Below are 22,589 nucleotides of genomic sequence, written 5' to 3' on the forward strand. Positions count from 1 at the left end.
ACATACAATACATGTCCAAGTTAGTATTTCCGTAGTTTGGTTTCCTGTAGTAGTCATGTTTTGCAGTTAACAATAGCGATAACAACCGATGTTATTTATTGCACAAAGAGAAAGGTTAACACCCACTATTACGACCCTCTCACTCGATTAAGCGATTGGTTATAGTGCTTTTTGTATTGCTTAGCTAAAGCCTGACTGTCTTGGTAGCCAACCTGATTGGCTATCTGCTCCACACTCATATTAGTGCTATGCAATAGCTGTTTGGTGCGAACGAGTCGCGCAAGTCGCACGTACTCAAAAGGCGTCATACTCGTGTGCTGTTTAAAGCGTCGAATTAACGTACGCTCTGACATACAAGCATGTTTCGCAAGGCTCTGTAAGCTATGCGAAACATCGAGATTATCACTGATATGATACTGTGCCTTAAGCAATTGCGCATCTCTATGTTGTAAAAAGCCACTGAGCTGCACAAACTCATTTTGACTCGCTTGCTCGTTTGGTATCGCCAGCCACGCGGCGATTGTTTTTGCCACTTCTGAACCCAGCACGTCGGTAATAAACCGCAGCATCAAGTGCAAGTAACTATGAGCTGCGCCCGCGGTATACACCATACCGCTTTGCTCTGTTACCTTTTGGCTGTTGGGCTTTAAAACGGGATAATATCGTGTAAAAAAAGGCGTAAGCCACCAGCTACACGTAAATTGTTTTTTATCCAACAATCCTGCTGTGGCTAAAAATGCGGTACCGCAACATCCGGCAAGTTGATAAGTCGCGGGATGAAATTCAATACCATGCTTGTTTAATTGTGCTTTGACTTGTTGGCATTGTTGCCACAACAAAGGCTCTGATGAAAAGTGACTGCCGAGCCAGATAACGACATCAGCATCAGCCAATGCGCTAAATTCAGCATGACAAACAAATTCTAAGCCTTGACTACTCATCACCGACTTTTGCCCTGAAAGCGCAACCGTCTGCCAGCAAAACACCGCCTTACCAGCGACTTTGTTTGCCACGTTCAATATATCAATCACGCCAGTTAATGCGCTCGCAAACACATGTTCAGGACAAAGCAAAATCACCTTCATGGCAATATCAAACCAAAATTAGTCATTATTGACACGATAAGTTAGCAATCAATCTAGTTAAAGTAAAACCTCTTTCAAATTCAGGAGCTTTACTATGTGGATCCATATTCCGGTTTTATTTTTGCTTAGCCTAACGCTGCTATTATTTCTTTTAACCGCAACGAGTAGAATTCGCGCAGTCAAAAATGGTGATATTGCACTTCAAGATATTCGCTATGTTGAAAAACACGCCTTCCCCGAGCGCATAAGATTATTAGGTAATAGCTATGACAGCCAGTTTCAACAGCCGGTGTTATTTATCGCATTACTGATACTTTTGCATATTGAGCAAATGACGGGACAATTTTGGTTTGTGCTTAGCACCGTGTTTGTCGCAGCAAGATATTGGCACAGCTACGAGCACGTGCTAGGCAGCAATTTACGGTTACGAACCCTAGCATTTGGATTAAGTAGCTTTTGCTTGTTTTTTGCCTGGTTTAGCTTCTTGTTCGATAGAATGTAAAAAGTCACTGGTTAAAGGGATTTTACACTGGCTAAGTTACGTACAAGTTTGTTACATTAACCACAATAATAACCTTAGGTTTTGGTTGTGCTGCAGTCTAGGTTGAATGGCGTCAAAATACACAGCAACTTTAGTGGGAAGCTTACGCTCCTACTCACTGTTATTTACGGCGCCGTATTTTTGTTTAGCCCCTCAATTTTTGCGCTTGATGACAATTGCTCGCTCACGACTGCTCACGGCAACTCAATTTCGCTTGCTATCAATACCACGTCTTATAGCAAAATTGAACGCGGCAACAATACCGTCTCGATAGCCTGCAATTTACATGAAGACAGCGTTTTTTCATTTGTAGATGTTGGCCTTAATCACTATCAGTGGCGAGTCAACGCCCCTTTGCCCGCTAAGTTCTCACAGCCCGCATTTATCATTCCAAAAGGTAACTACACAGCAACCTTAAGCTTGGATTCTATGCAAATTCATACGCCAAGATTTAGGCTGATGAGCATAGGGAAATTTATTTGGGAAAGTCAAAAAAGCAGCCTAGTCATGGGCGCATTTTATGGCCTTTGTTTTACCTTGATTTGCTATGTATTGATCATGGGTAGTCGCCTCAATGATCCTATATTTAGGCTTTACGGCGCTTATATCTTCTGCCTTTGTGGATTTGTATTATTCCAAGAAGGGCAATTAAATCTTTTTGTTTCATCTCAGTACAAGCCATTACTCAAACACGCATATTTACTTAGTATTGGTCTCACTGTGGTTTCGGCAACCTGGTTTATGTTGAGTATCCTACTTGTTGACAAACAGTGGCCAAAACTCGTGTTGTTACTTAAAAGTGCCGCGGGTATCGTGATGCTCCTGAGCATACTTAAAATTCCCACTCAACAAGCACAAGTGTCCTACTTATTAAGCCAAATTATGGCCTATATCACCCTCGTTATTGTCGCCACTATCTTTGTGCTATCTGCTCTTCAAACCAAGCGTAAAATTGGCGAAGCAAGTTTGGTTTTTGCGGCACTGAGCCTAGTATTAGTCGGTATGGTATTTCGCGTGCTGTTAGTGGGATATAGCCCATTTATGCAGCGGTATGCACTTATTTTTGCGTTTGCCATTGAGTCTTTACTGCTTGCCGTTGCGGTATCTAAACGCATTGGACGACTCAGACAGCAAAAGCAACAAGCTGAAAATGAAGCAAATTATGATCAATTGTGCGCCATTTTTAACCGTCGAGGCTGGTACAAACAAGCCAACGTGCTAGTCGAGCAATTTAATAAACGTGGTGGTGTTTTGGCATTATTTTACATTGACTTAGATAAGTTTAAGTTGATTAATGACCAATTTGGTCACGATGCTGGAGATAAGGCGCTTGCCCATGTTGCGACGTTTTTGTCATCAAGTATCAGAAAACAAGATATTGTAGGACGCCTAGGTGGCGATGAGTTTGCAGCCCTGTGCTTATTTGACGACACACAGTCTGCAGAAGAAAAAGCACAACAGCTGCAACAACAGCTCAATACCTTGCAATTTAGTCATGGAAAACAAGAGGTAGCAATTCAAGGTAGTGTCGGGCGAGCATTTTCCCAACACCCGATAACAGATATCAGCGACTTAATCGCACAAGCTGACAAGCAAATGTATCAGCAAAAAACCTTATCTTAAAGCTTAGGCTGCCTTAAGGTAAGGCTCTTGGCCTTTGTGCTTTACGCTCCGTTGATAACTACCTTTGCCTTTTTTACTTTTTTCAACTTTCGCCTTAAACAACGGGCTGGTTACCAACGCTTTTAATGCGTTGTCTTTAATTTCACCACGCTGATGAGCATGCTGAAGTTTGCTTTTTTTAGTCATGACTTACTCCAAATAAGAATCATATAAATTGATAGTGTTGATGCATAATTTCAGACCATCAACAAGCGCGAATATTAACCTAAATGTTTTAAAGCGCAATGGCTTTTAGCAATAAATTTTCGTCTTTTTTGACTGCTATTTTAAAGTTAAGTTCATACCTACGCTCTATACTTAAATGCAGCCCTTTCAAGTCAAGCTAAACATTCGCGACAATGACCGATATCGAGATTGCAACCGGGATCAGCATACATTATCAGGACGAGGGGGTGCCTCACGCCCCCGTTATTATTTTGATAATGGGTCTTGGGGCACAAATGACGATTTGGCCCGATGAATTGTACTTTGGGCTAGTCAATAAAGGTTTTCGGGTGATCCGTTTTGATAATCGCGACACGGGATTGTCGAGCCACTTGGACCATTTAGGTTCACCGAGTGTGATAAAAACCATGCTGAGCAAAAAACTTCCCATTCGCGCTTCTGTTCCCTATACCCTAGAAGATATGGCCGAAGATGTTGTCGCTTTGATGGCAGGACTTAAGATTAAACGCGCCCACCTTGTTGGTGCTTCTATGGGCGGGATGATTGCACAAATCGTTGCTGCTAAGCATAAAAAGAAAGTGGTAAGTTTGACCTCAATTATGTCAACCTCAGCGTATCCCAAGTTTACCGCAGCAAATGTAAAAGTCATGCTGCAACTAGCAAAAGCACGGCCAAAGTCAGACTGCCACCAATCTGCTATTCAATACAATATAAAACTCAACCAGCTGATCGGCAGTCCTGCTTACCCTCAAGACGAAGGGACGCTACATCAACAAGCCAAACACAGTATTGAACGCGCGCATAACCCGCAAGGATTTAAGCGTCAGCTTGCAGCGATTGTCGCAAGCCAATGTCGCAAGCACACGCTGGCAAAGATAAAAACGCCTACACTTGTTATCCATGGTACAGACGACCCTATTTTCCCCGCGGCCGCAGGCCAGCAAACCGCCGCTACTATTCGCAAATCCAAACTAAAACTGGTCAATGGGATGGGTCATGACTTCCCTCCAATGCTCATGCAAAAGATTGCCAAATGGGTGGCAAAACACGTAACTAAAGCAGAGCGAAAGCGATTAAAAAAAAAACAGCGCAAACAAAATGCAGCCCAGGAGACTACAAATAAAAAAGTCCCGAAAAATCAATCAAACACGCCCCAACAAAACACAGTTCAAAATAAATAACATTCCCTAACATCACGCCCTGTAAAGCCTGATAGTGCTAGCCTTCGCAGCGTGATTCAGCCTAAATGAGAAGCAACAATTTCACCCTTATCGTTAAATTAAAGTAAATTTCCATTTGACAAACGAACATAAAAGCAACAACAATTAAACCGTTCCAAACTTATTTGGGCACCAAAATAAAAATAGCCATGGATACAACATCAACAGATATCTACCCACAAAAAGTGGAACGATACAAAAGAGGTCAACATGAACATCATTATAGCTAAAACGCGATTCCAACGTTCTTTTATAGCAGCCGCTTTAGTGAGCCTGGGCTTAAGCTCGGCGCACGCAAACAGCGATCTGACTACTGCCAATGCCGCTGCTATCAGCGCTTCAGGAGAAAACCAGCCCTATGAGGGCAAAGTCAACGCATTTGATAATAACCACTACAGCAAGTGGCTTACTTTTTCAGCTTCCGGTTGGATAAGTTATGCGTTTAACGAAGCGGTGAATTTAACAGCTTACACCCTCACTTCCGCGAACGATGCGCCACAAAGAGATCCCAAAAATTGGACGCTTCAAGGCTCTCAAGACGGTCAAGTGTGGTTCACTATAGATTCGCAAAACAATCAAAGTTTTGCTTCGAGACATCAAACTAAGCAGTTTAATGTCAGTATCAATCAAGCGTACCGCTTTGTGCGCTTAAATGTCACCGCAACGCAAGGTGCCAATTTATTACAGCTTGCAGAAATCGAATTTATCGGTGCTCCGGCAAACGGTGGTACAACCTTGCCATTTAACCGAAGTGGTAGCGTTACCCCTGGCCAATGGGCGCATTTTGGGCCATTTACAAGCTCAGCTCCTATCACAGCAACCTTGACTGGCAGCGGTGATGCGGATCTATACCTAAAAGCAAATAGCCAACCGACCACCGCAAGTTATGACTGCCAAAGTATCAATGATGCCAGCTCCAACGAGCGCTGCGATATAAGCTCAAATGCGCCGGTTTATGTTTCTGTATACGGTTTCCAAAGCGCCAATTATGAATTAGCCGTCAGTAGCGATAGCACACCACCAAACGACACGTGGCAACGTCCGGAAGTAAACTTTGTTGATGTAAATCCTGAAACACAAGGCTCGGAATTATTTAAACGGATCATACCAAACCCAACTGCACACATGGCCGAACGCTGTGTAGATGTAGCAAAAGTGCTATACCGCGACGCCAGTGAATCCCAGCGTTTTAGAAAATTGCAGTTTGAGTTGAGAGCCAAAGATCATTGGGGTAAGGATTTCGTTGCCTATAAGATGGGACAAGACGGTTCGGGTGAGATGACTATCGTCGTTAGCACTGCGCACTTAGAGCGTATTTATCGCGATAATAATAACAACGATGCCGTGATCCGTGATGAAATCGACGGCATTTTATTCCACGAAGTCACCCATGGTTACAATAACTCGCCGCTGACTCATGACAGCTATGGTGATGGCAAGGCAAACTGGGCATACACCGAAGGTCTAGCTGATGCCGTGCGGATCGGTGCTGGTTTTCATAAGTCACGCTCACCAGATATCATCAACGCTAAACGCTGGCTTAGTGGCTACACCACAACTGGGTTTTTCTTACATTACGTCAAACAACAGCACGACTCAGAGTTTATCTACAAGTTTAATAAAGCGGCGAAAGATATGGGCAATTATACCTGGTCATTTGATGCTGCATTTCAACACATCTTGGGCCGAAGTGTTGAAGATGTTTGGAACGAATATGTCGCCTTTATCCAAAATGGTGGACAGCTGGAGTATTAATTTTTAAATAGTAGCTCTGCCGCGTAAAAGGGTCTAAGAAATTTCTCTGAGAAACTCCTCTATGAGACTCCTTTACGTGGTATTCGTTATTTTTGTAACGCCTGCTCGTGGGACATTGTTTTTAGTTTAATCGCGAGGCCACAGGAGAAGTAGATCTTCACCACTCCAACAATGATCAAATGAAAGTTTGGGTGGGAAAGCAAATCTAAGTCATAGATATAGGCTGCTTTTATTGGCGCGTCGCCATTCTCTATCATGGCGATTAGCCAATGATAGATTGCAATCCCCTCTTTGATAACCCCAAGCACTATCAAGGCTACGCCCGTTAAAAACAACAAGCGACAATACCACAGCGCAGTTTCTAAACCCGGACAGCGTAAATTACGAAATGGAATAAATTTCATGTCAGTCCTTTATTTACCTTTTGATTGCTCGATTTTGATTAGCTTAACGGTATGGTGCAACAAAGATAAATCCCCTTCTTTACCATGCCCTGGAATAACCATGTTTGCTTCCGGATATCGGCTCAATACCTTGTGTATAGACGCTTGCCACTCATCAACCGAAGCATCCTCCAAGTTACCTAAATTTTTACTCACCACACTTTTCACAAAGCATCCTGCGAATAAAATCTTAGATTGTGGCAGCCACACGACAATATTATCTTTCGAGTGTCCTGCACCTGGGTAATAGGTTTCAACGACACCTGACTTTATCGCTGCTGAGGCTTGCGGCAAATTATGTGACGCGATAGCGCTGTGTTTTTGGGCTAATAAATGATTAGTTTGGGCTGATGCATAGGTTGGGATCTGATGTTTATTTAATACCGCTAGGCCACCGCTTGCATCTTGATGATAATGCGTGACCACCGCCCCTTTAATATTGAGCTTGCGGTCCTCGGCCCACAATAGCAGTGCTTCTGTGTCTTGCTCGGTCCAAGGTGTATCAACAATGTAAGCATCTTGACCGTCGACCACAATCAGCCCAGAGCCTGCCACTAACCCCCAAGGTTCAACGTGTAGCGAAGATTCATGTTTATAAACATGCTCTGCTATCGGTGTTACCACTAAAGTCGATGTTTCCGTTGCAACTGTCACACAGGGTAACAAAAATAAGAAAGGAGCTAAAAACTTCATCTGAAGTTGTTCGTGTTAATTAAAAGTGACGAAAGACTATCAAGTTCAAGAATATAAAGTCCAGAAATAAAAATGCGCGGCAACCTAAAATCGCCACGCAAATGGTTGGAGAAGTGTAAATTAGCCTACCAGTGCAAGCAAAATACCAGCAGCAACCGCACTGCCTAATACACCCGCGACATTGGGGCCCATCGCATGCATTAGCAAGAAATTATGCGGATTGCTTTCAAGGCCAACCTTATTGACCACACGCGCCGCCATCGGGACTGCGGATACCCCTGCAGCGCCAACTAACGGATTAATGGGGGTATCACTAAATCTATTCATGGTTTTAGCCATTAATACACCTGCTGCGGTACCAATTCCAAATGCCACGGCACCTAGTGCTAAAATCCCCAACGTCTCAACCGTTAAGAATTGATCAGCTGCCAACTTTGAGCCCACCGCCAACCCGAGGAAAATGGTGGTGATATTAATCAACTCGTTTTGCGCCGTTTTACTCAAGCGGTCTACTACACCACACTCTTTCATCAAGTTACCCAAGCAGAACATACCAACCAAAGGTGTTGCAGCAGGTAAAAACAGTATCGTTAGACCCAGTACCGCCAGAGGAAAGAGGATTTTCTCGGTTTTTGATACATGGCGCAGCTGTGGCATCGCAATCTGGCGCTCTTCTTGCGTCGTGAGTGCTTTCATGATTGGTGGTTGAATAATTGGCACCAACGCCATATACGAATAGGCTGCCACCGCAATTGCCCCTAGTAACTCTGGTGCAAGCTTAGACGCGAGGAAGATCGCAGTTGGACCATCTGCACCGCCAATAATGGCGATTGCAGAGGCGTCTTGCAGGGTAAATTCAAAGCCCGGAATATAGTTCAGCAATATAGCCCCAAACAAGGTGGCAAAGATCCCAAATTGAGCTGCGGCACCAAGCAACAGCATCTTGGGGTTGGCTATCAAAGCACTAAAGTCTGTCATCGCACCCACCCCCATAAAGATCAGTAAGGGGAATACTCCGCTGTCTATGCCAATGTAATACACGTAATATAAAAGCCCACCAGGATCGGCAAGCCCAGCAACAGGAATATTCGTGAGTATGGCACCAAAGCCAATGGGCACCAATAGCAACGGCTCAAAGCCTTTGGCGATCGCAAGATACAAAAGTCCGCAGCCCACAGCCATCATACAAAGTGCAGGCACGGTGAAGTTGGCAAGCCCTGTTGCTTGCCATAAATTAAGTAACCCTTCCATCACGACATCCTTATGCTAAAGACATGATGGCATCGCCAGCACTGACGGAGTCGCCTTCAGAGACGAGTAGCTCCGCGACATGGCCACTGTGTGTTGCACGCACCTCGGTTTCCATTTTCATGGCTTCCATGATGAGTACCACATCGCCTTCTTGCACCTCATCTCCTGCGCGCACCATAAGCTTAAATATGTTGCCAGCAAGTGGCGCATTCAAAGTTTCACTGGAGCTTACCGAGGTTGACTGAGGAATAAGCTCACTGTCTTTGACTTGTACTTCTTGTAACTCTCCACCCGGCGCAACCACCACATCGTATACTTTGCCATCCACTTTTACGCTGTAACGCTCACTAGTTGATGACTTGGCTTTAGCAGGCGTCGCTGCAGCTTTTTGCTCTTTGCTTTCAACAAGCGTCGGTTTTGGCTCAAACGCATCTGGATTATTGCGATTTTTCAGGAATTTAAGGCCAATTTGCGGGAATAATGCATAGGTAAGCACATCATCAATAATCTCGTCGGCTAAGGTAATTTGCTCCTCTTTTGCCGTCGCGACTAACTCGCTTTGTAAACTATCCAGCTCAGGTTCAATTAAGTCTGCAGGACGGCAGGTAATAGGCTCTGCGCCTTCAAGCACGCGTTGTTGCAAAGCTTGGTCGACTTGCGCTGGTGTCGCTCCATATTCGCCTTTCAGCACGCCAGCAGTTTCTTTAGTTATAGACTTGTAACGCTCACCTGTAAGTACGTTTAATACCGCTTGCGTCCCGACAATCTGTGAGGTTGGTGTTACCAGCGGTAAGTAGCCAAGTTCTTTACGCACACTTGGAATTTCTTTTAGTACTGCGTCAAGCTTGTCACCTGCACCTTGCTCTCGCAGTTGATTTTCCATATTGGTTAACATGCCACCAGGCACTTGTGCAGATAGAATACGACCATCGACCCCTTTCAAGCTGCCCTCAAAAGCTGTATATTTCTTTCTCACTTCACGGAAATAGGCTGCGATCTCTTCAAGCTCAAGTAAGTCCAGCCCGGTATCACGTTCTGTGCCTTCCACAATCGCCGCGATAGTTTCTGTTGCGCTATGACCATAGGTCATACTCATCGAAGAAATCGCCGTATCGAGCATATCGATACCCGCATCTATGGCTTTTTGATAAGTTGCAGTACTGAGCCCTGTGGTTGCATGGCACTGCATTGCGATAGGAATAGAGACGGACGCTTTAAGCCCAGAGATTAACTTTTCGGCATCATAGGGTTTCAGTAATCCAGCCATGTCCTTGATACAAATGGAATGACAGCCTAAGTCTTCGAGCTGCTTGGCCTGCGTGAGCCACATTTCCAGCGTATGAACAGGGCTTACGGTGTACGAAATCGTGCCCTGCGCATGCGCGCCCACTTTAATGGCCGCTTTAATAGCCGTTTCTAAGTTGCGCACGTCGTTCATTGCATCGAATATTCTAAATACATCTACCCCGTTATGGTGGGCACGTTCAACAAACTTTTCGACAACATCATCAGCATAATGACGATAGCCCAATAGATTCTGACCACGCAGTAGCATTTGCTGTTTGGTTTTTGGCATTGCAGCTTTCAGTGCACGGATCCGCTCCCATGGATCTTCGCCTAAATAGCGAATACACGAGTCGAAGGTTGCTCCCCCCCATGATTCAACAGACCAGTAGCCCATATTGTCGAGCTTCTCAGCGATAGGAAGCATATCTTCCAAGCGCATTCTGGTGGCGAGTAATGACTGATGCGCATCGCGCAGCACTAATTCGGTTAGCTTTAACTGTGACATGCAAAACCCCTATTAATTGTTTTTTCTGTAGGCTGCAACGGCAGCGCTAATGGCTGCAATATGTGCCTGTGGCACACCCTGTGACGATGTTGCTCTGGTTGTTTTTGATCTTGTGGTACTTGGCGCTACTTCTTTAAATTGAGCAGCAAAGTTGGCCAACAGTCGCATCGCAAAAATCAAAATGGACAGAAAAACAAAAACACCAACCATACCGGTCAGCATAAGATTTCCTGCTTGCAGTAGCTGCGCTCCAATATCCATTTTTACCCCTTACTTGCTGTTTGGTTTTCCTATTCGATGTTAACGAACTGGTATAAACCTTCACTTTTTATAGATATTTATTCACCTTATAACAAAAAATGTTCCACTGTAAAGCCTGCTGTAAATTGGTATTACCAAAACACTTAACTTACAAATAATCAGTTAGTTAGCTAGGAAAGCACTAATAAATATGGAAAACCAACGTAATAAATATGAAAAATATTCAAAATAGCGCCAACTAATACTGAGATCCTAATGAATATAGAAAGGATTTTTGATTACGCAAGATAAATTGTAAATTGGACTGACCAAGAGTTAACGTTTACGTAAACGTCATACTGTATGGCGCGTATTTCGCTGGATATAGCAAAAGGGAACTGCAAACAATTTACTCGCGTTACAGCTTTTTCAATATAGATGGGTATAATAGTGGGAAATTTTTACCACAACGAACGTCTATGCCCTCCCTTGAACAAAATGAAAATTTATCTTTTCAAAGCCAATTTAAGTTAGATAAAGCCTATTATCGAGAGTGTTTTGAAGAATCTGAAGCCAATGGACTTGCTGTTAAGCCGAAATATGGCTTGCTTGTACTGCTAATTGCATTGGGGCTGTTTGCTATTTACGGGTTGCAGGAGCACTACGTAGGGAACTTTCTTATTCTATTGGCTGTGGTTGAATGCGTCGCTTTCTATTATCGTAAAGCTTGGTGGGTGATAAGACAGTCGTATTCTCGCGCTGCTGGCAATGTCGTCAAAGTTTCAATCACTAAAACTGGTATTAGCACCAAAGCGAGACATGCCGAATTTTCTTACCCATTTGACGACTTAGATAAACTCGTTGAAACGAGTAGAGGTTTTTTGGTATTTCACCAAAACAAACCGAGCTATATCAGTAAATCTGGACTTAACGAAGAAGCGATTGCTTTTTTGTCTGGGCAAAGCCAGAAATAAGAAACCCCGCAGTGGCGGGGTTTTTTTATGCCAGTCAAACTATGTTAACTAACATCGTAATTCAATATTTGGTCAATTACATATTGCCCGGGCTAGATTTCTCAGCCTGAATTCGCATGTAAATTTCTTCACGGTGAACTGAAACATCTTTAGGCGCATTTACACCAATACGTACTTGGTTACCTTTAACACCTAGTACTGTTACAGTCACTTCATCACCAATCATCAGGGTTTCACCTACTCGACGAGTTAGTATTAGCATTCTCTTGCTCCTGTTATTCCAAAATTTAAAAGATTCCGCGTCAAATCCATTTTAAATAAAAGTTCCTAGAAAAGTAAGCAAAAACTTCTTTTACTCAGTACTTTCCAATTCGAATTTGGCATGTAAAGCCCGTACAGCTAGCTCTAAATATTTTTCTTCTACCAGTGCCGAGATTTTTATCTCTGATGTAGATACTAATAGAGTGTGAATATTTTCTTCGGCCAATGCCATAAAAAAGAGACCAGCAACACCTGAATGAGATTTCATCCCGATGCCAACCGCTGAGATTTTTGCCACGTTAGCATTAACCTCTACGGTTGCGCCACCTAAATTTTGTGCATGTTGCGCTAAAACTTCTTCCGCCAGAATACAATCATTTGTGTGCACAGTAAAAGCATAGTCTATTTTTTTCTCACTGTGGTTCAAATGGTTAATCATATCGACTTCGATATTATGCTCACCAAGAAGAGAAAGTATATTGGCAAGATTACTAGGTTTTGCATCTACATTGTTAACTAAGATAAGCGCTTCGTCTTTGACACTCGCTACCCCAGAGACCACTTTAGTATTTTTCATCTTACCTTCCTCATAGCTAATTAAGGTGCCGTTGTCAGGAGAAAACGAAGAAAGTACACGCAGTGGTACATTATATCGACCAGCCGCTTCAACCGAACGGATCTGCAAAACTTTAGCGCCCACACTGGCCAGCTCCAACATCTCAGGAAAAGTAATATGTGATAAACGCCTTGCATTTGGCTCTATGCGCGGATCGGTAGTATAAACGCCATCGACATCAGTATATATCTGACATTCGTCTGCTTGCAAAGCCCCTGCGATTTCAACTGCTGAGGTATCTGTACCACCACGCCCCAACGTGGTGATATTGCCTTCTTCATCGCGCCCTTGAAATCCGGCAATAATGGTTATTCGGTTATGCTCAAGCTCTTGCTTTAAGCGGGTCGTGTCTATTTCTGTGATCCGCGCTTTAGAGAACATGTTATCTGTTTTAATACCAACCTGATCGGCAAGTAAGCTCACGGCAGAATGCCCACGCTTAATGATGGCCATCGCCAATAACGCAATAGAAACTTGTTCGCCGGTGGTGATCAATACATCTAGCTCACGAGAACTCGGACGTGCATCGATTTGTTGGGCAAGGGAAATGAGACGATTTGTCTCGCCTGACATTGCAGACAACACGACCACCACTTGGTGGCCTTGTTGTTGTGTTTTGATAACGTGTTCGGCAACCGCCTCAATACGCTCTACCGAACCTACCGAGGTGCCGCCAAACTTTTGTACAATCAGCGCCACTTGCTGATTACTGCGTTACTTCATTTAACCAAGTTGGAACACTGTTTAGTGCTGCGTCTAGGTTTTCTGGTTGTGAACCACCAGCTTGCGCCATATCAGGACGACCGCCACCTTTACCACCGACTTGAGAAGCCATGTGATTAACTAGCTCACCTGCTTTTACCTGACCAACTAAGTCTTTCGTTACGCCAGCGATTAGGCTTACTTTATCGCCATTTGCTACACCTAGCGCGATGACACCTGAGCCAATCTTGTTCTTCAGGTCATCGACCATGCCTCGCAGTGCTTTAGACTCAGTTCCTGCAACGTTCGCTACGAGTAATTTAATCCCATTCACTTCGGTTACAGAGTCAAGTAGCGTTGCACCCGCAGCACTTGCTAGTTTGTCATTTAGTTGAGCAACTTGCTTTTCAAGGCCTTTTGACTTTTCAAGTAGCGCAGATACTTTTTCTAGCACTGATGAGGTATCACCCTTAACCAAAGCCGCAATTTCAGAAAGCACTTGCTCTTGCTCATTAACATAAGCGATAGCATCAGCACCTGTTACCGCTTCGATACGACGAACACCCGCTGCGATACCGCCTTCTGATACAATCTTGAAGAGACCAATATCACCAGCGCGCTTCACGTGTGTACCACCACAAAGCTCGATTGAGTACCCACCAATTGAAACGACTCGAACTTCATCATCGTACTTTTCACCAAAGAGCGCCATCGCACCTTTGTCTTTGGCAGCATCGATATCCATCAACTCAGTTTGCAAAGCAAAGTTACGGCGGATCTCTGCGTTCACTGCATCTTCTACTTGCTGCAACTGCGCTTTAGTGACGCCTTCAAAATGTGAAAAGTCAAAACGCAAACGATCCGGCAGTACCAATGAACCTTTTTGAGTAACATGGTCACCCAACAAATCGCGCAGTGCTTTGTGCACCAAGTGCGTTGCAGTATGGTTTTTCTTCACTCGCTCGCGACGCTCAGCATCAATACGTGCATCGGCTTTATCGTTAACACCAATACGGCCAACCACATGACCATGGTGTGCAAATGCATTACCTAGCTTTTGCGTGTCAGTAACCACAAACTCGCCGTTAGCCACTTTTAGTACACCCGTATCACCAACTTGGCCGCCTGACTCAGCATAGAAAGGCGTGCGGTCAAGGATAACCACACCTTGTTCACCATCTTCTAACGTATTGGTATGTTGACCGTCTTTAAAGATTTCAACCACAGTGCCGGTATAGTGCTCAGCATCATAGCCTTTGAAGTCAGTGTTTTTATCAGACTTCAAGCGTTCGTTATAATCTGCACCGAACTTGCCAGCTGCTTGCGCTTTTTTACGCTGTTCTTCCATGCATGCTTGGAAGCCACGCTCGTCAATCGTCATAAAACGCTCACGCGCCACATCTGCCGTTAAGTCCGCAGGGAAACCGTAAGTGTCATACAGTTTGAACACTAAATCGCCTGGAATAACGTCGCCTTCAATACCTCCAAGACTTTCTTCTAGAATAGTTAAACCACGGTCTAGGGTTTTACCAAACTGATCTTCTTCGATACGCAATACTTTTTCGATAATTGCTTGTTGTTTCACTAGTTCAGGATAAGCTTCACCCATCTGCTCAGCGAGTGCAGCAACTAACTTATAGAAGAATGCCCCTTTTGCACCGAGTTTATTACCGTGGCGAACTGCACGACGAATGATACGGCGTAGCACGTAACCACGACCTTCATTCGATGGCATAACGCCGTCAGCAATAAGGAACGCACACGAACGAATGTGGTCAGCAACTACACGTAGTGATTTATCTTCTAAATCTTGAGCATCTGTTACTTTTGCAGCGGCTTTAATCAGCGCTTGGAACAGGTCAATCTCATAGTTTGAGTGCACACCTTGCATAATTGCAGAGATACGCTCAAGGCCCATGCCGGTATCAACCGACTGCATTGGCAGCGGCTCCATTGTGCCATCTGCATGACGGTTGTACTGCATGAATACTAAGTTCCAGATCTCAATGAAGCGATCACCGTCTTCTTCTGGTGAGCCCGGAGGTCCACCCCAAATGTGTTCGCCGTGGTCATAAAAGATTTCAGAGCAAGGACCACAAGGACCCGTGTCGCCCATTGACCAAAAGTTATCCGCCGTCGCAATACGGATGATCCTGTCTTCAGGAACACCAACTTGTTTTGACCAGATATCAAATGCTTCGTCGTCTTCATGGTAAACCGTGACTAGTAGCTTTTCTTTTGGCAGCTTGATCACATCCGTAAGGAAGCTCCAAGCAAATTTTATTGCGTCGGTTTTAAAATAGTCACCAAAGCTAAAGTTACCTAGCATTTCGAAGAAAGTGTGGTGCCTTGCGGTATAACCTACGTTTTCAAGGTCATTATGTTTACCACCAGCACGAACACAGCGCTGTGAACTGGTTGCTCGCGTATAAGGGCGTTTTTCCGCACCCAAGAAGGCATCTTTAAACTGCACCATACCAGCGTTGGTGAACAGTAAGGTGGCATCATTACCCGGAATTAACGAGCTTGAAGGCACCACTTGGTGCTGTTGTTTAGCAAAGAAATCTAAGAAGCTTTGCCTGATTTGTGCGGTAGTCATATGCTGCATGTGATCATTCACCCTTTATTTCTTCTTGCTCTGCTGCAGTCATTGCAGCTTCAATTGCAAAATCTATTTCATCAAAACTAAAGCCACGATAACTCATGTAACGTACGCGCTTAGTTTTTTCTTTATATTCTATCGGTTGTGCGCAAAGACCGTACTTTTTTTCATAGGTTTTTGCGGCTTGCATGTACCAATCAATTTCGCGCTCAGCGATTAGCGTATGCAAAGTCTCTCGACTCACACCCTTTTGCCCTGCATCCATTAATACACGCTTTTCTCCAAGTCCTTTTGCAATCTGGCGGTTTAAAAAGCTCTCTGCATAGCGGTCATCATTAACGTAATCGAGCGACTTTAGCCAAGATACCAATTGCTCCGCGACTGCCGCTGTAGCCCCTTTTTGCAGTAGCTTTTGCGTCAATCCAGACTCAGAGTACTCTTGTCTCGACAATAACCAAACCGCATAGTTTTTTAGCTTTTTAACTTCTTGTTCATCCATCAGGCGTCAAAGCGTCCTGAGTCAGACTGAGAGATGTTAGCATTTTCATCATTTTCCTTCTTTTCAACGATAATTGGCATAAACATCGCTTGAAAAGAAACAAAAAAGCCTATCATGGCGACCGGCATGATAATAATCGCCGGGATCATCGACAGCGGTATAGACGCGATGATAAGCGCTGCGACGACTAAGCCGTAAATACTCAGCGCAGCCATATTATGATAAAAAGCGGCAAGCGAGCACTTCATCGCGTGAAAAATACGTTTTTCACCTTGGAAAAACACCTGTGGCACGACAAAAGCGAAGGCCATCATAATGACCGATTGTGCAATCACAAATACGGCAACTTCGGCAAAACTAATATTGCTCGCGATAAGTCCGATAAGTTCATTCGGATCGGTATTTGGGCCAACACTCTCCAGCGCAGTCGCCACATCACTGAATAGCACACCGGCAACCATAGTCAGCAACAGCGCACCTGCCATTTGATAAATACCAACTCGGAACAAGTGTAATCGGCGGCCTTTTGCTGCAAAAGGCTCAAAAATATCAGCTAACTTTATTGGTTTATTGATCTGTTTATTGATAACTGCAAGGTAGAAGCCAGCGCTTAAAAACGGACCAGACAAGGCAGCGATGATATGAAAAATAGGTGCGAACAGGGGTAATAGGCTTACTACCGCCATGAAAATGTACATCAGCATGAAAGTCAAAGGCTGGGTTTTGAAAATTGCCCACCCGGCTTTTAGCCACTGCACGCCCATGCTTGCTTTGAATGTTCTAATTGGTGTCGACATAGTCCACTTAATTTAAGCTATAACGTCTTTGATTATACTGATTACCGCGTCGAGTGAAAAGGCATGAAAAGCGGATTTGTCAGCGCTTTTTAGCATATTTGAAACAAATACTGACGGTTACCATAACCTATGTTGGACATCTTAAGTTTGAGAGAGTTGTAATGAGAATAGTATGTTTGATATGACAAGCCAACCGAAGCACTTATCTAGTCGGCTTGTTGTAGTAAGCATATACGCTTCGGCTAATCAGCTTTTGATATCTTTTTGATATCCAGCATGTGGGCACCGTGTTGGATCTTGGTTTTTAGATACTGTTCATTACCAGAAACCCCAGCCTTAACATGCGCCTGAGTGCCAACTACCTCATCGACAGTAATACCCGCATTTCTCAACGCCTTCAGCTTTCTTGGGTTATTCGTCATTAACTTAACGTGGTTTAATCCGAGCGCCTGAAGCATCAACACGGCATCAGAAAAATCTCTTAAGTCATCTTCAAAGCCGAGGTGGTTGTTTGCCTCGTAGGTGTTCATCCCTTGAGATTGCAATACATAAGCATCGATTTTATTGTACAAGCCAATGCCACGACCTTCTTGGCGCAAATATAACAAAATGCCGCCTTGTTTATGCATCGCCTCAATACATTCATTTAACTGTTCGCCACAATCACAACGAGAAGAATGAAAGACATCGCCGGTTAAGCACTCAGAGTGCATACGAATTAGGGGAATTTGCTGCTGACTGTCTGCGCTATTAAATACCAGCGCAACATGTTCCTGGCCATCTTTTAGCCCTGAAAAAGAAACTATTTCTGCAGGGATATTACTATGCTGCCCTACATTCAGCCCGACTCTCGCTCTTACTTCTGCCACGTCTTAATCTTGCCTAATGTGATAATATAACAATATGCTACCATACATGGGATATGGTGTCTCTAAGTTCATTATACAAGGCCAAGGCGGACATCGCATTGGTAAATGTCAAAATTCGAACTAGGCTATATAAAAAGGAAAGCGAAAACATTTATAACTCATGCGCTCTGTTTTTATCTGCCTACTATTTTTAACCACATTCAGCTACGGCTCTGACATTGATTTCAGTGGCTTTGCTACGCTCAAGGCGGTTAAAACAGACTCCCATACCGCCAAAATCAGAGAATCCATCTCACATCCGCACGGTGTGGAAAAAGATGAGCTCGACTTTTCATTTTCTTCTTTGGGCCTACAGGCAGAGTGGCATGCAAATGATAATGTAGAGTTTGTTGGGCAACTGCTATTAAAAGAGCAACACGATGACCGAGTCAACAATGCAATAAAACTGGCTTTTCTACGCTACAACCTAAATTCGAACTGGCAATTTCGTGCCGGACGCACCGGGTTAGACCTATTTTTGATGACTGAATATCGGGATATTGGCTATTCAATGGATATGGAACATCCGCCTGTCGAGTTTTATTCTATTATTCCTCACCAAAACCTAGATGGCGTTGACTTGCAGTATCGCGCACCGCTTGATCAGGGCATCGCCAGCATCAAAGCATATTGGGGCCGCTCCGAATCGCCTATCTACAGCGATTATAAGTTTTTTTGGAATGTAGAACTTAAATCTATCTTGGGTGTAGCGGTACAGTACGAAACGTTAAATTGGCTGTTTAGAGCCAACTATACAACAACAAAAGCAGCTAATGAGCATGAACAGCAAAAGCAGTTACGTGAGGCTCTCGCGCAAGTTCCTCTACAAGTTTGGCCAACCAAAAATGAGCTTATCGACTCTCTTTATATTATCGACAAGCGCTTCACCTATAGCGCACTCAGTATGAGATATGATGATTCGAAGTGGTTGGTACAAAGTGAATTATCGCTGACGGATTCAAATTCCAGCGTGCTCAACCGCCTCAAAGCAGCTTATATCACACTAGGCAAGCGCTTCGATTTAAACACTTTGTCTTTCACCTACTCAGTTGCCAAGTCCGATAATGAGCCAAGTGTAGAACCCGGTCCGCTCGTCCCATTACCTGAATTAATACAAATATACGAAGCTGCTTCCATGCACTCTGGTTTTTATCAACTGGATCAGCATAGCACCTCACTAACGTGGCGACGCGAATTGAGCCCGACGTTAGCACTAAAGTTCAATTGGAAGCATACATCAGCGGACCATTTGCCCAGCGCTTTTTACCTTCACGATACTGAGCAATTTAGTGATCCCGACCTTTCTTTTAACACCTTCACACTTAGCTTTAATTGGGTGTTCTGATGAAAAGGTTACTTACTGCTGTTTTCTTCCTGATTTCTTACCCAATTTCAGCAACAGCTGATATTGCCGTCATAGTTAACAAAGACAACCCCATCGAGTCAATATCGCAGCGCCAACTCATCGACATGTACATGGGAAAATACGTTGCCTTTCCCAACGGCGATATGGCCGTGACCTATGACTACGAAAAATCACACCCTTTAAGAGGTCCTTTTTTCTTGGCACTGACAGGACGCAATGAAAGCCAAATCAATGCTTATTGGTCAAGAATAAAGTTCAGCGGCAAAGTTTCTCCCCCACAGTCATTTTCCTCACCGTCGACTATACTTGAAAATATCAGAAATACGCCAAATGCAATCGGCTATGTTCCAGCAGACTTTGTGACGGGTGATGTGAAGGTAATTTATCAAATCGATGACTAAATATGGGCTGATCGTGCGGCTAGCACTCGTGCTTGTTGTCTCGACTTTTATTTTTTCAATGCTTTACGCTAAGTTATATCACGACCATATTGTTGAGCGTGAACTTCGGCGTTCTAATACTATTATTGGGCAAATTGGCCAAACCGTGTCGTCGTCTTCCTCTATTGCCACTTATCTCAATGACAAAGACCTTGCTGTAGAAGTTATTAATGGCCTAGTCAGTAACGACGTTATCTCTTCGGCCGCAATAAAAAGTGAGGATAAGTGGCTCGCTCAAAGTGTAGGATTTAAATCGCAAAATGCGACCATTATTTCGCTTAATCATCCGTTTTTATTGAGTGAAATTGTTGGTGAGATCTATATTCAACCAAATTCCGTTTTTATCGAGCAAAGTGCTAGAGATATCGCCCGTTCAAGTGTTCAAACTTTGTTGGTTGTCATCATCCCAATCTTAGTCATCTTCACCGTTGTTACACATTTTATAGTTACAAAACCCCTGAGTAACTTAAGTAGTCAAATTGCTAGGGTTATTCCTGGAACACCATTGGATTTAGTCGTGCCTAGGGGGCATGAATCAAGTGAAATTGGTGATATTGCGAGCAATACCAATCAACTTATTGCTAAAACCGCTTCCATGTTCGAGCAAGAGCGCCAACTGCGAGCTGATATTGAAATACTTGAGAAGCGCTTTAGGCTGATGTTTGAGCGCTCCTCTTCTCCCACCCTACTGGTAAAAGACAAAGGTGAAGTGATCTTAGCTAATGATGCCGCTTGTGATTTGCTGGCAGGCATGGCAATTGACCTTGATGAATATTTTCCCGAAAGTTTTGGTCGCTACTGCAAAACTCCGGATATTCTCTACACCTTTACGGAGCATACCTTGGAGCTTAACCAGCCAACTCAGTCAGAGTTTGAGTTTATTAACCCCATGACCGAACAACCTGTTTGGCTGAGTGTCATCATGCTTAGAGTGGAAAGTAGCGGGCAATTCTATTTACAGGTGTTTTTATCAGATATCACGCTTAGAAAAACTGTGTTTCAAGAACTCAATAAAAAGGCTAACCGCGATAAGCTAACAGGCCTCTACAATCGCCATGGTACTGAAATCAAGATCAACGAGTGGTTAGATAACGAAACTCCGTTTAGCTTATTTATTATTGATTTAGATGAGTTTAAACCAATCAATGATATTTATGGCCATAACGCCGGTGACGCTATGTTAAAACACATCGCCACTCAAATTAGTGCTCAGGTGAGAGAACAAGACGTGGTTTGTCGTTGGGGAGGTGATGAGTTTTTGATTGCCTTGCACTGCGCTAAAAATGAAAAATTGCAGCGCATCGCTGAAAACCTGTTAGGGGCGATAAACACCGAGATGATTTGGCAAACGTCAGAAGGGAAATTACTTCCACTGCGAGTTGGTGCGAGCATAGGTATTGCAAGCTACCCAAGAGACGCGGTTGAGCTAAGCCAATTAATCGAATGTGCCGATGTCGCCATGTATACGGTTAAAAAAGACAAGAAAAACGCCTTTCAATTTTACTCGTTAAGCGCTTAGTTATACCGCTCAAGTTAGCACGACAGTCCACCAGCACACCTAATCCTCTTTTATCTACTGAAAGTGGCTTATCTGCTGCATTGCCTCTTGAATATATTCAAAGTTTGGCTCTTGCTCAGATGGCTTGTTAGTTTCATCGAGCATCTCATAAGTTCCCATGGGCGAGACTTCAACAATTTGCTGCTTACTCACAATCGCATATTTATTGTAGCTACTGAGTAATAGCCAGTTTCTCTTTTTAACTGTTCCGGTTAAGTTATAACCCGTACTATAATCTTCAGGTGTGTTTTTGACCCCTAAGTACTCATTCATCAAGATCGGTATTTACAACATTTATGGTAATTAAGATTGAGCAAAGAGAGTTGATAAGAACCAACCAGCCGAACTGGTGAAACCGATGACGCAATAGCACAGTTCAAAGTGTTCCTTTAATAGAAAATTTGACTGTTATATTACCGTTCTGACACATTAGTGTCACATTAAAAATTGTGAAAAAGTTTAACGCCGAAACAAGCCGCTTTGTTAGTACTGTTTCAATATCGTTTCTTTATAGTTTTCTGCTTTTATTTCAACTTGATACTTGCTAGCCAGTGAATCCAGCTCTGCTTGCCACATCGCCAAATCATCCATCGTTATGGTGTTGTCATCCAATTGCCATAGCTGACGAGATCCCGCATAGCTATACTGAATCGCCGTCATCGCGTCCACATCCCCCTGCTGCGCAGCCTGTTTTAACTTCGCCATTTTACGGGTGATTTTGTTCAATGATTGCTTTAAGTCCCACACATAACTGACTTCAGTCATAAAGGGATGCGCTTTATGCTTTTTGAGCACGAGCCCAATGACGATGCAGGTCACTACTACACCAGTTAAATTCCAATGAAAATGGCTACCATCTACATCAGGAAATAATTGGATCAATAACTGAGCAATCCCTAAACTACCGAGCGCTAGCGCCACAACGCAAGCAATAATTACTTGATTTAAATGTTTGCGATAACGCGCTTTATTGATCTCAACTAACTTCATAACTACCT

At 43.7% G+C, this 22,589-nt stretch carries 23 protein-coding genes; 8 read left to right on the forward strand and 15 right to left on the reverse strand.

The features are described from left to right. Window positions 1–128 precede the first annotated feature (128 nt). A complete protein-coding gene (locus MHN32_RS11555) occupies window positions 129–1,085 on the reverse strand; it encodes a helix-turn-helix domain-containing protein (protein ID WP_010606222.1) in 957 nt (318 codons plus the stop codon). 94 nt (window positions 1,086–1,179) lie between these two features. On the opposite strand from MHN32_RS11555, the gene MHN32_RS11560 reads away from it, so the two are divergent. Further along, the gene (locus MHN32_RS11560) at window positions 1,180–1,587 is read left to right on the forward strand and encodes an MAPEG family protein (RefSeq protein WP_010606221.1); all 408 of its coding nucleotides are present in this window, start codon (window positions 1,180–1,182) and stop codon (window positions 1,585–1,587) included. A gap of 180 nt (window positions 1,588–1,767) precedes the next feature. Next, window positions 1,768–3,249: a diguanylate cyclase gene (locus MHN32_RS11565; RefSeq protein WP_239421766.1), complete on the forward strand. Its 1,482-nt coding sequence runs from the start codon at window positions 1,768–1,770 to the stop codon at window positions 3,247–3,249. Window positions 3,250–3,252: 3 nt separating this feature from the next. Here the strand turns inward: MHN32_RS11565 and MHN32_RS11570 are convergent, their stop codons facing one another. Next, window positions 3,253–3,435 (reverse strand): ribosome alternative rescue factor ArfA, encoded by a 183-nt coding sequence (locus tag MHN32_RS11570; RefSeq protein ID WP_010606219.1) that lies wholly within the window; start codon window positions 3,433–3,435, stop codon window positions 3,253–3,255. 212 nt (window positions 3,436–3,647) lie between these two features. On the opposite strand from MHN32_RS11570, the gene MHN32_RS11575 reads away from it, so the two are divergent. Both MHN32_RS11575 and MHN32_RS11580 read left to right on the forward strand, forming a co-directional pair. Then, entirely contained in the window at window positions 3,648–4,655 is a 1,008-nt protein-coding gene (locus MHN32_RS11575) for an alpha/beta hydrolase (protein ID WP_239421767.1), read from the forward strand. A gap of 249 nt (window positions 4,656–4,904) precedes the next feature. Next, window positions 4,905–6,449 carry a basic secretory protein-like protein gene (locus MHN32_RS11580; protein ID WP_239421768.1) on the forward strand — a complete coding sequence of 515 codons (1,545 nt, stop codon included), beginning with the start codon at window positions 4,905–4,907 and terminating at the stop codon, window positions 6,447–6,449. Between the two features lie 86 nt (window positions 6,450–6,535). On the opposite strand, the gene MHN32_RS11585 is transcribed toward MHN32_RS11580, so the two are convergent. From MHN32_RS11585 to MHN32_RS11605, 5 genes are all read right to left on the reverse strand, one after another. Continuing rightward, on the reverse strand, window positions 6,536–6,853 hold the full coding sequence (locus MHN32_RS11585; protein WP_010606216.1) for a hypothetical protein: 318 nt from the start codon (window positions 6,851–6,853) through the stop codon (window positions 6,536–6,538). A 9-nt stretch (window positions 6,854–6,862) separates the two neighbouring features. Next, on the reverse strand, window positions 6,863–7,585 hold the full coding sequence (bla, locus tag MHN32_RS11590; RefSeq protein ID WP_102057295.1) for a subclass B1 metallo-beta-lactamase: 723 nt from the start codon (window positions 7,583–7,585) through the stop codon (window positions 6,863–6,865). A gap of 120 nt (window positions 7,586–7,705) precedes the next feature. After that, the gene (locus MHN32_RS11595) at window positions 7,706–8,836 is read right to left on the reverse strand and encodes a sodium ion-translocating decarboxylase subunit beta (protein ID WP_010606214.1); all 1,131 of its coding nucleotides are present in this window, start codon (window positions 8,834–8,836) and stop codon (window positions 7,706–7,708) included. 10 nt (window positions 8,837–8,846) lie between these two features. Next, window positions 8,847–10,628, reverse strand: a complete 1,782-nt coding sequence (gene oadA, locus MHN32_RS11600) for a sodium-extruding oxaloacetate decarboxylase subunit alpha (RefSeq protein ID WP_239421769.1) — start codon at window positions 10,626–10,628, stop codon at window positions 8,847–8,849. A gap of 12 nt (window positions 10,629–10,640) precedes the next feature. Beyond that, window positions 10,641–10,889: an OadG family transporter subunit gene (locus MHN32_RS11605; RefSeq protein ID WP_128725554.1), complete on the reverse strand. Its 249-nt coding sequence runs from the start codon at window positions 10,887–10,889 to the stop codon at window positions 10,641–10,643. A gap of 458 nt (window positions 10,890–11,347) precedes the next feature. Between MHN32_RS11605 and MHN32_RS11610 the strand changes: the two genes are divergently transcribed. After that, complete coding sequence (locus MHN32_RS11610) at window positions 11,348–11,842, forward strand: YcxB family protein (RefSeq protein ID WP_239421770.1); 495 nt, start codon at window positions 11,348–11,350, stop codon at window positions 11,840–11,842. Between the two features lie 76 nt (window positions 11,843–11,918). Here the strand turns inward: MHN32_RS11610 and csrA are convergent, their stop codons facing one another. The 6 genes from csrA to ribA all read right to left on the reverse strand — a co-directional run bounded on the left by csrA (window position 11,919) and on the right by ribA (window position 18,188). Next, window positions 11,919–12,104 carry a carbon storage regulator CsrA gene (gene csrA / locus MHN32_RS11615; protein WP_010375935.1) on the reverse strand — a complete coding sequence of 62 codons (186 nt, stop codon included), beginning with the start codon at window positions 12,102–12,104 and terminating at the stop codon, window positions 11,919–11,921. Window positions 12,105–12,194: 90 nt separating this feature from the next. After that, window positions 12,195–13,418, reverse strand: a complete 1,224-nt coding sequence (locus MHN32_RS11620) for an aspartate kinase (protein ID WP_010606210.1) — start codon at window positions 13,416–13,418, stop codon at window positions 12,195–12,197. A 7-nt stretch (window positions 13,419–13,425) separates the two neighbouring features. Beyond that, window positions 13,426–16,029: an alanine--tRNA ligase gene (gene alaS / locus MHN32_RS11625; RefSeq protein ID WP_239421771.1), complete on the reverse strand. Its 2,604-nt coding sequence runs from the start codon at window positions 16,027–16,029 to the stop codon at window positions 13,426–13,428. Between the two features lie 4 nt (window positions 16,030–16,033). Next, a complete protein-coding gene (locus MHN32_RS11630) occupies window positions 16,034–16,522 on the reverse strand; it encodes a regulatory protein RecX (protein ID WP_010375943.1) in 489 nt (162 codons plus the stop codon). Continuing rightward, on the reverse strand, window positions 16,522–17,319 hold the full coding sequence (locus tag MHN32_RS11635) for a BPSS1780 family membrane protein (protein WP_239421773.1): 798 nt from the start codon (window positions 17,317–17,319) through the stop codon (window positions 16,522–16,524). The genes MHN32_RS11630 and MHN32_RS11635 overlap by 1 nt, the downstream gene beginning before the upstream one ends. A 242-nt stretch (window positions 17,320–17,561) precedes the next feature. Beyond that, the gene (ribA, locus tag MHN32_RS11640; protein ID WP_010606207.1) at window positions 17,562–18,188 is read right to left on the reverse strand and encodes a GTP cyclohydrolase II; all 627 of its coding nucleotides are present in this window, start codon (window positions 18,186–18,188) and stop codon (window positions 17,562–17,564) included. Window positions 18,189–18,348: 160 nt separating this feature from the next. On the opposite strand from ribA, the gene MHN32_RS11645 reads away from it, so the two are divergent. From MHN32_RS11645 to MHN32_RS11655, 3 genes are read left to right on the forward strand one after another with little or no spacing between them, the layout of a single operon-like run. Continuing rightward, entirely contained in the window at window positions 18,349–19,572 is a 1,224-nt protein-coding gene (locus MHN32_RS11645; protein WP_174169903.1) for a hypothetical protein, read from the forward strand. Next, entirely contained in the window at window positions 19,572–19,994 is a 423-nt protein-coding gene (locus tag MHN32_RS11650) for a hypothetical protein (RefSeq protein ID WP_010606205.1), read from the forward strand. The genes MHN32_RS11645 and MHN32_RS11650 overlap by 1 nt, the downstream gene beginning before the upstream one ends. After that, a complete protein-coding gene (locus MHN32_RS11655) occupies window positions 19,987–21,552 on the forward strand; it encodes a sensor domain-containing diguanylate cyclase (RefSeq protein WP_010606204.1) in 1,566 nt (521 codons plus the stop codon). The genes MHN32_RS11650 and MHN32_RS11655 overlap by 8 nt, the downstream gene beginning before the upstream one ends. A 54-nt stretch (window positions 21,553–21,606) precedes the next feature. On the opposite strand, the gene MHN32_RS11660 is transcribed toward MHN32_RS11655, so the two are convergent. Continuing rightward, window positions 21,607–21,864 (reverse strand): hypothetical protein, encoded by a 258-nt coding sequence (locus tag MHN32_RS11660; protein ID WP_239421774.1) that lies wholly within the window; start codon window positions 21,862–21,864, stop codon window positions 21,607–21,609. 210 nt (window positions 21,865–22,074) lie between these two features. Continuing rightward, entirely contained in the window at window positions 22,075–22,581 is a 507-nt protein-coding gene (locus tag MHN32_RS11665; RefSeq protein ID WP_010606202.1) for a DUF3087 domain-containing protein, read from the reverse strand. Window positions 22,582–22,589: the final 8 nt, after the last annotated feature.

The organism is Pseudoalteromonas sp. Of11M-6 (assembly GCF_022347905.1).
GTDB lineage: Bacteria > Pseudomonadota > Gammaproteobacteria > Enterobacterales > Alteromonadaceae > Pseudoalteromonas.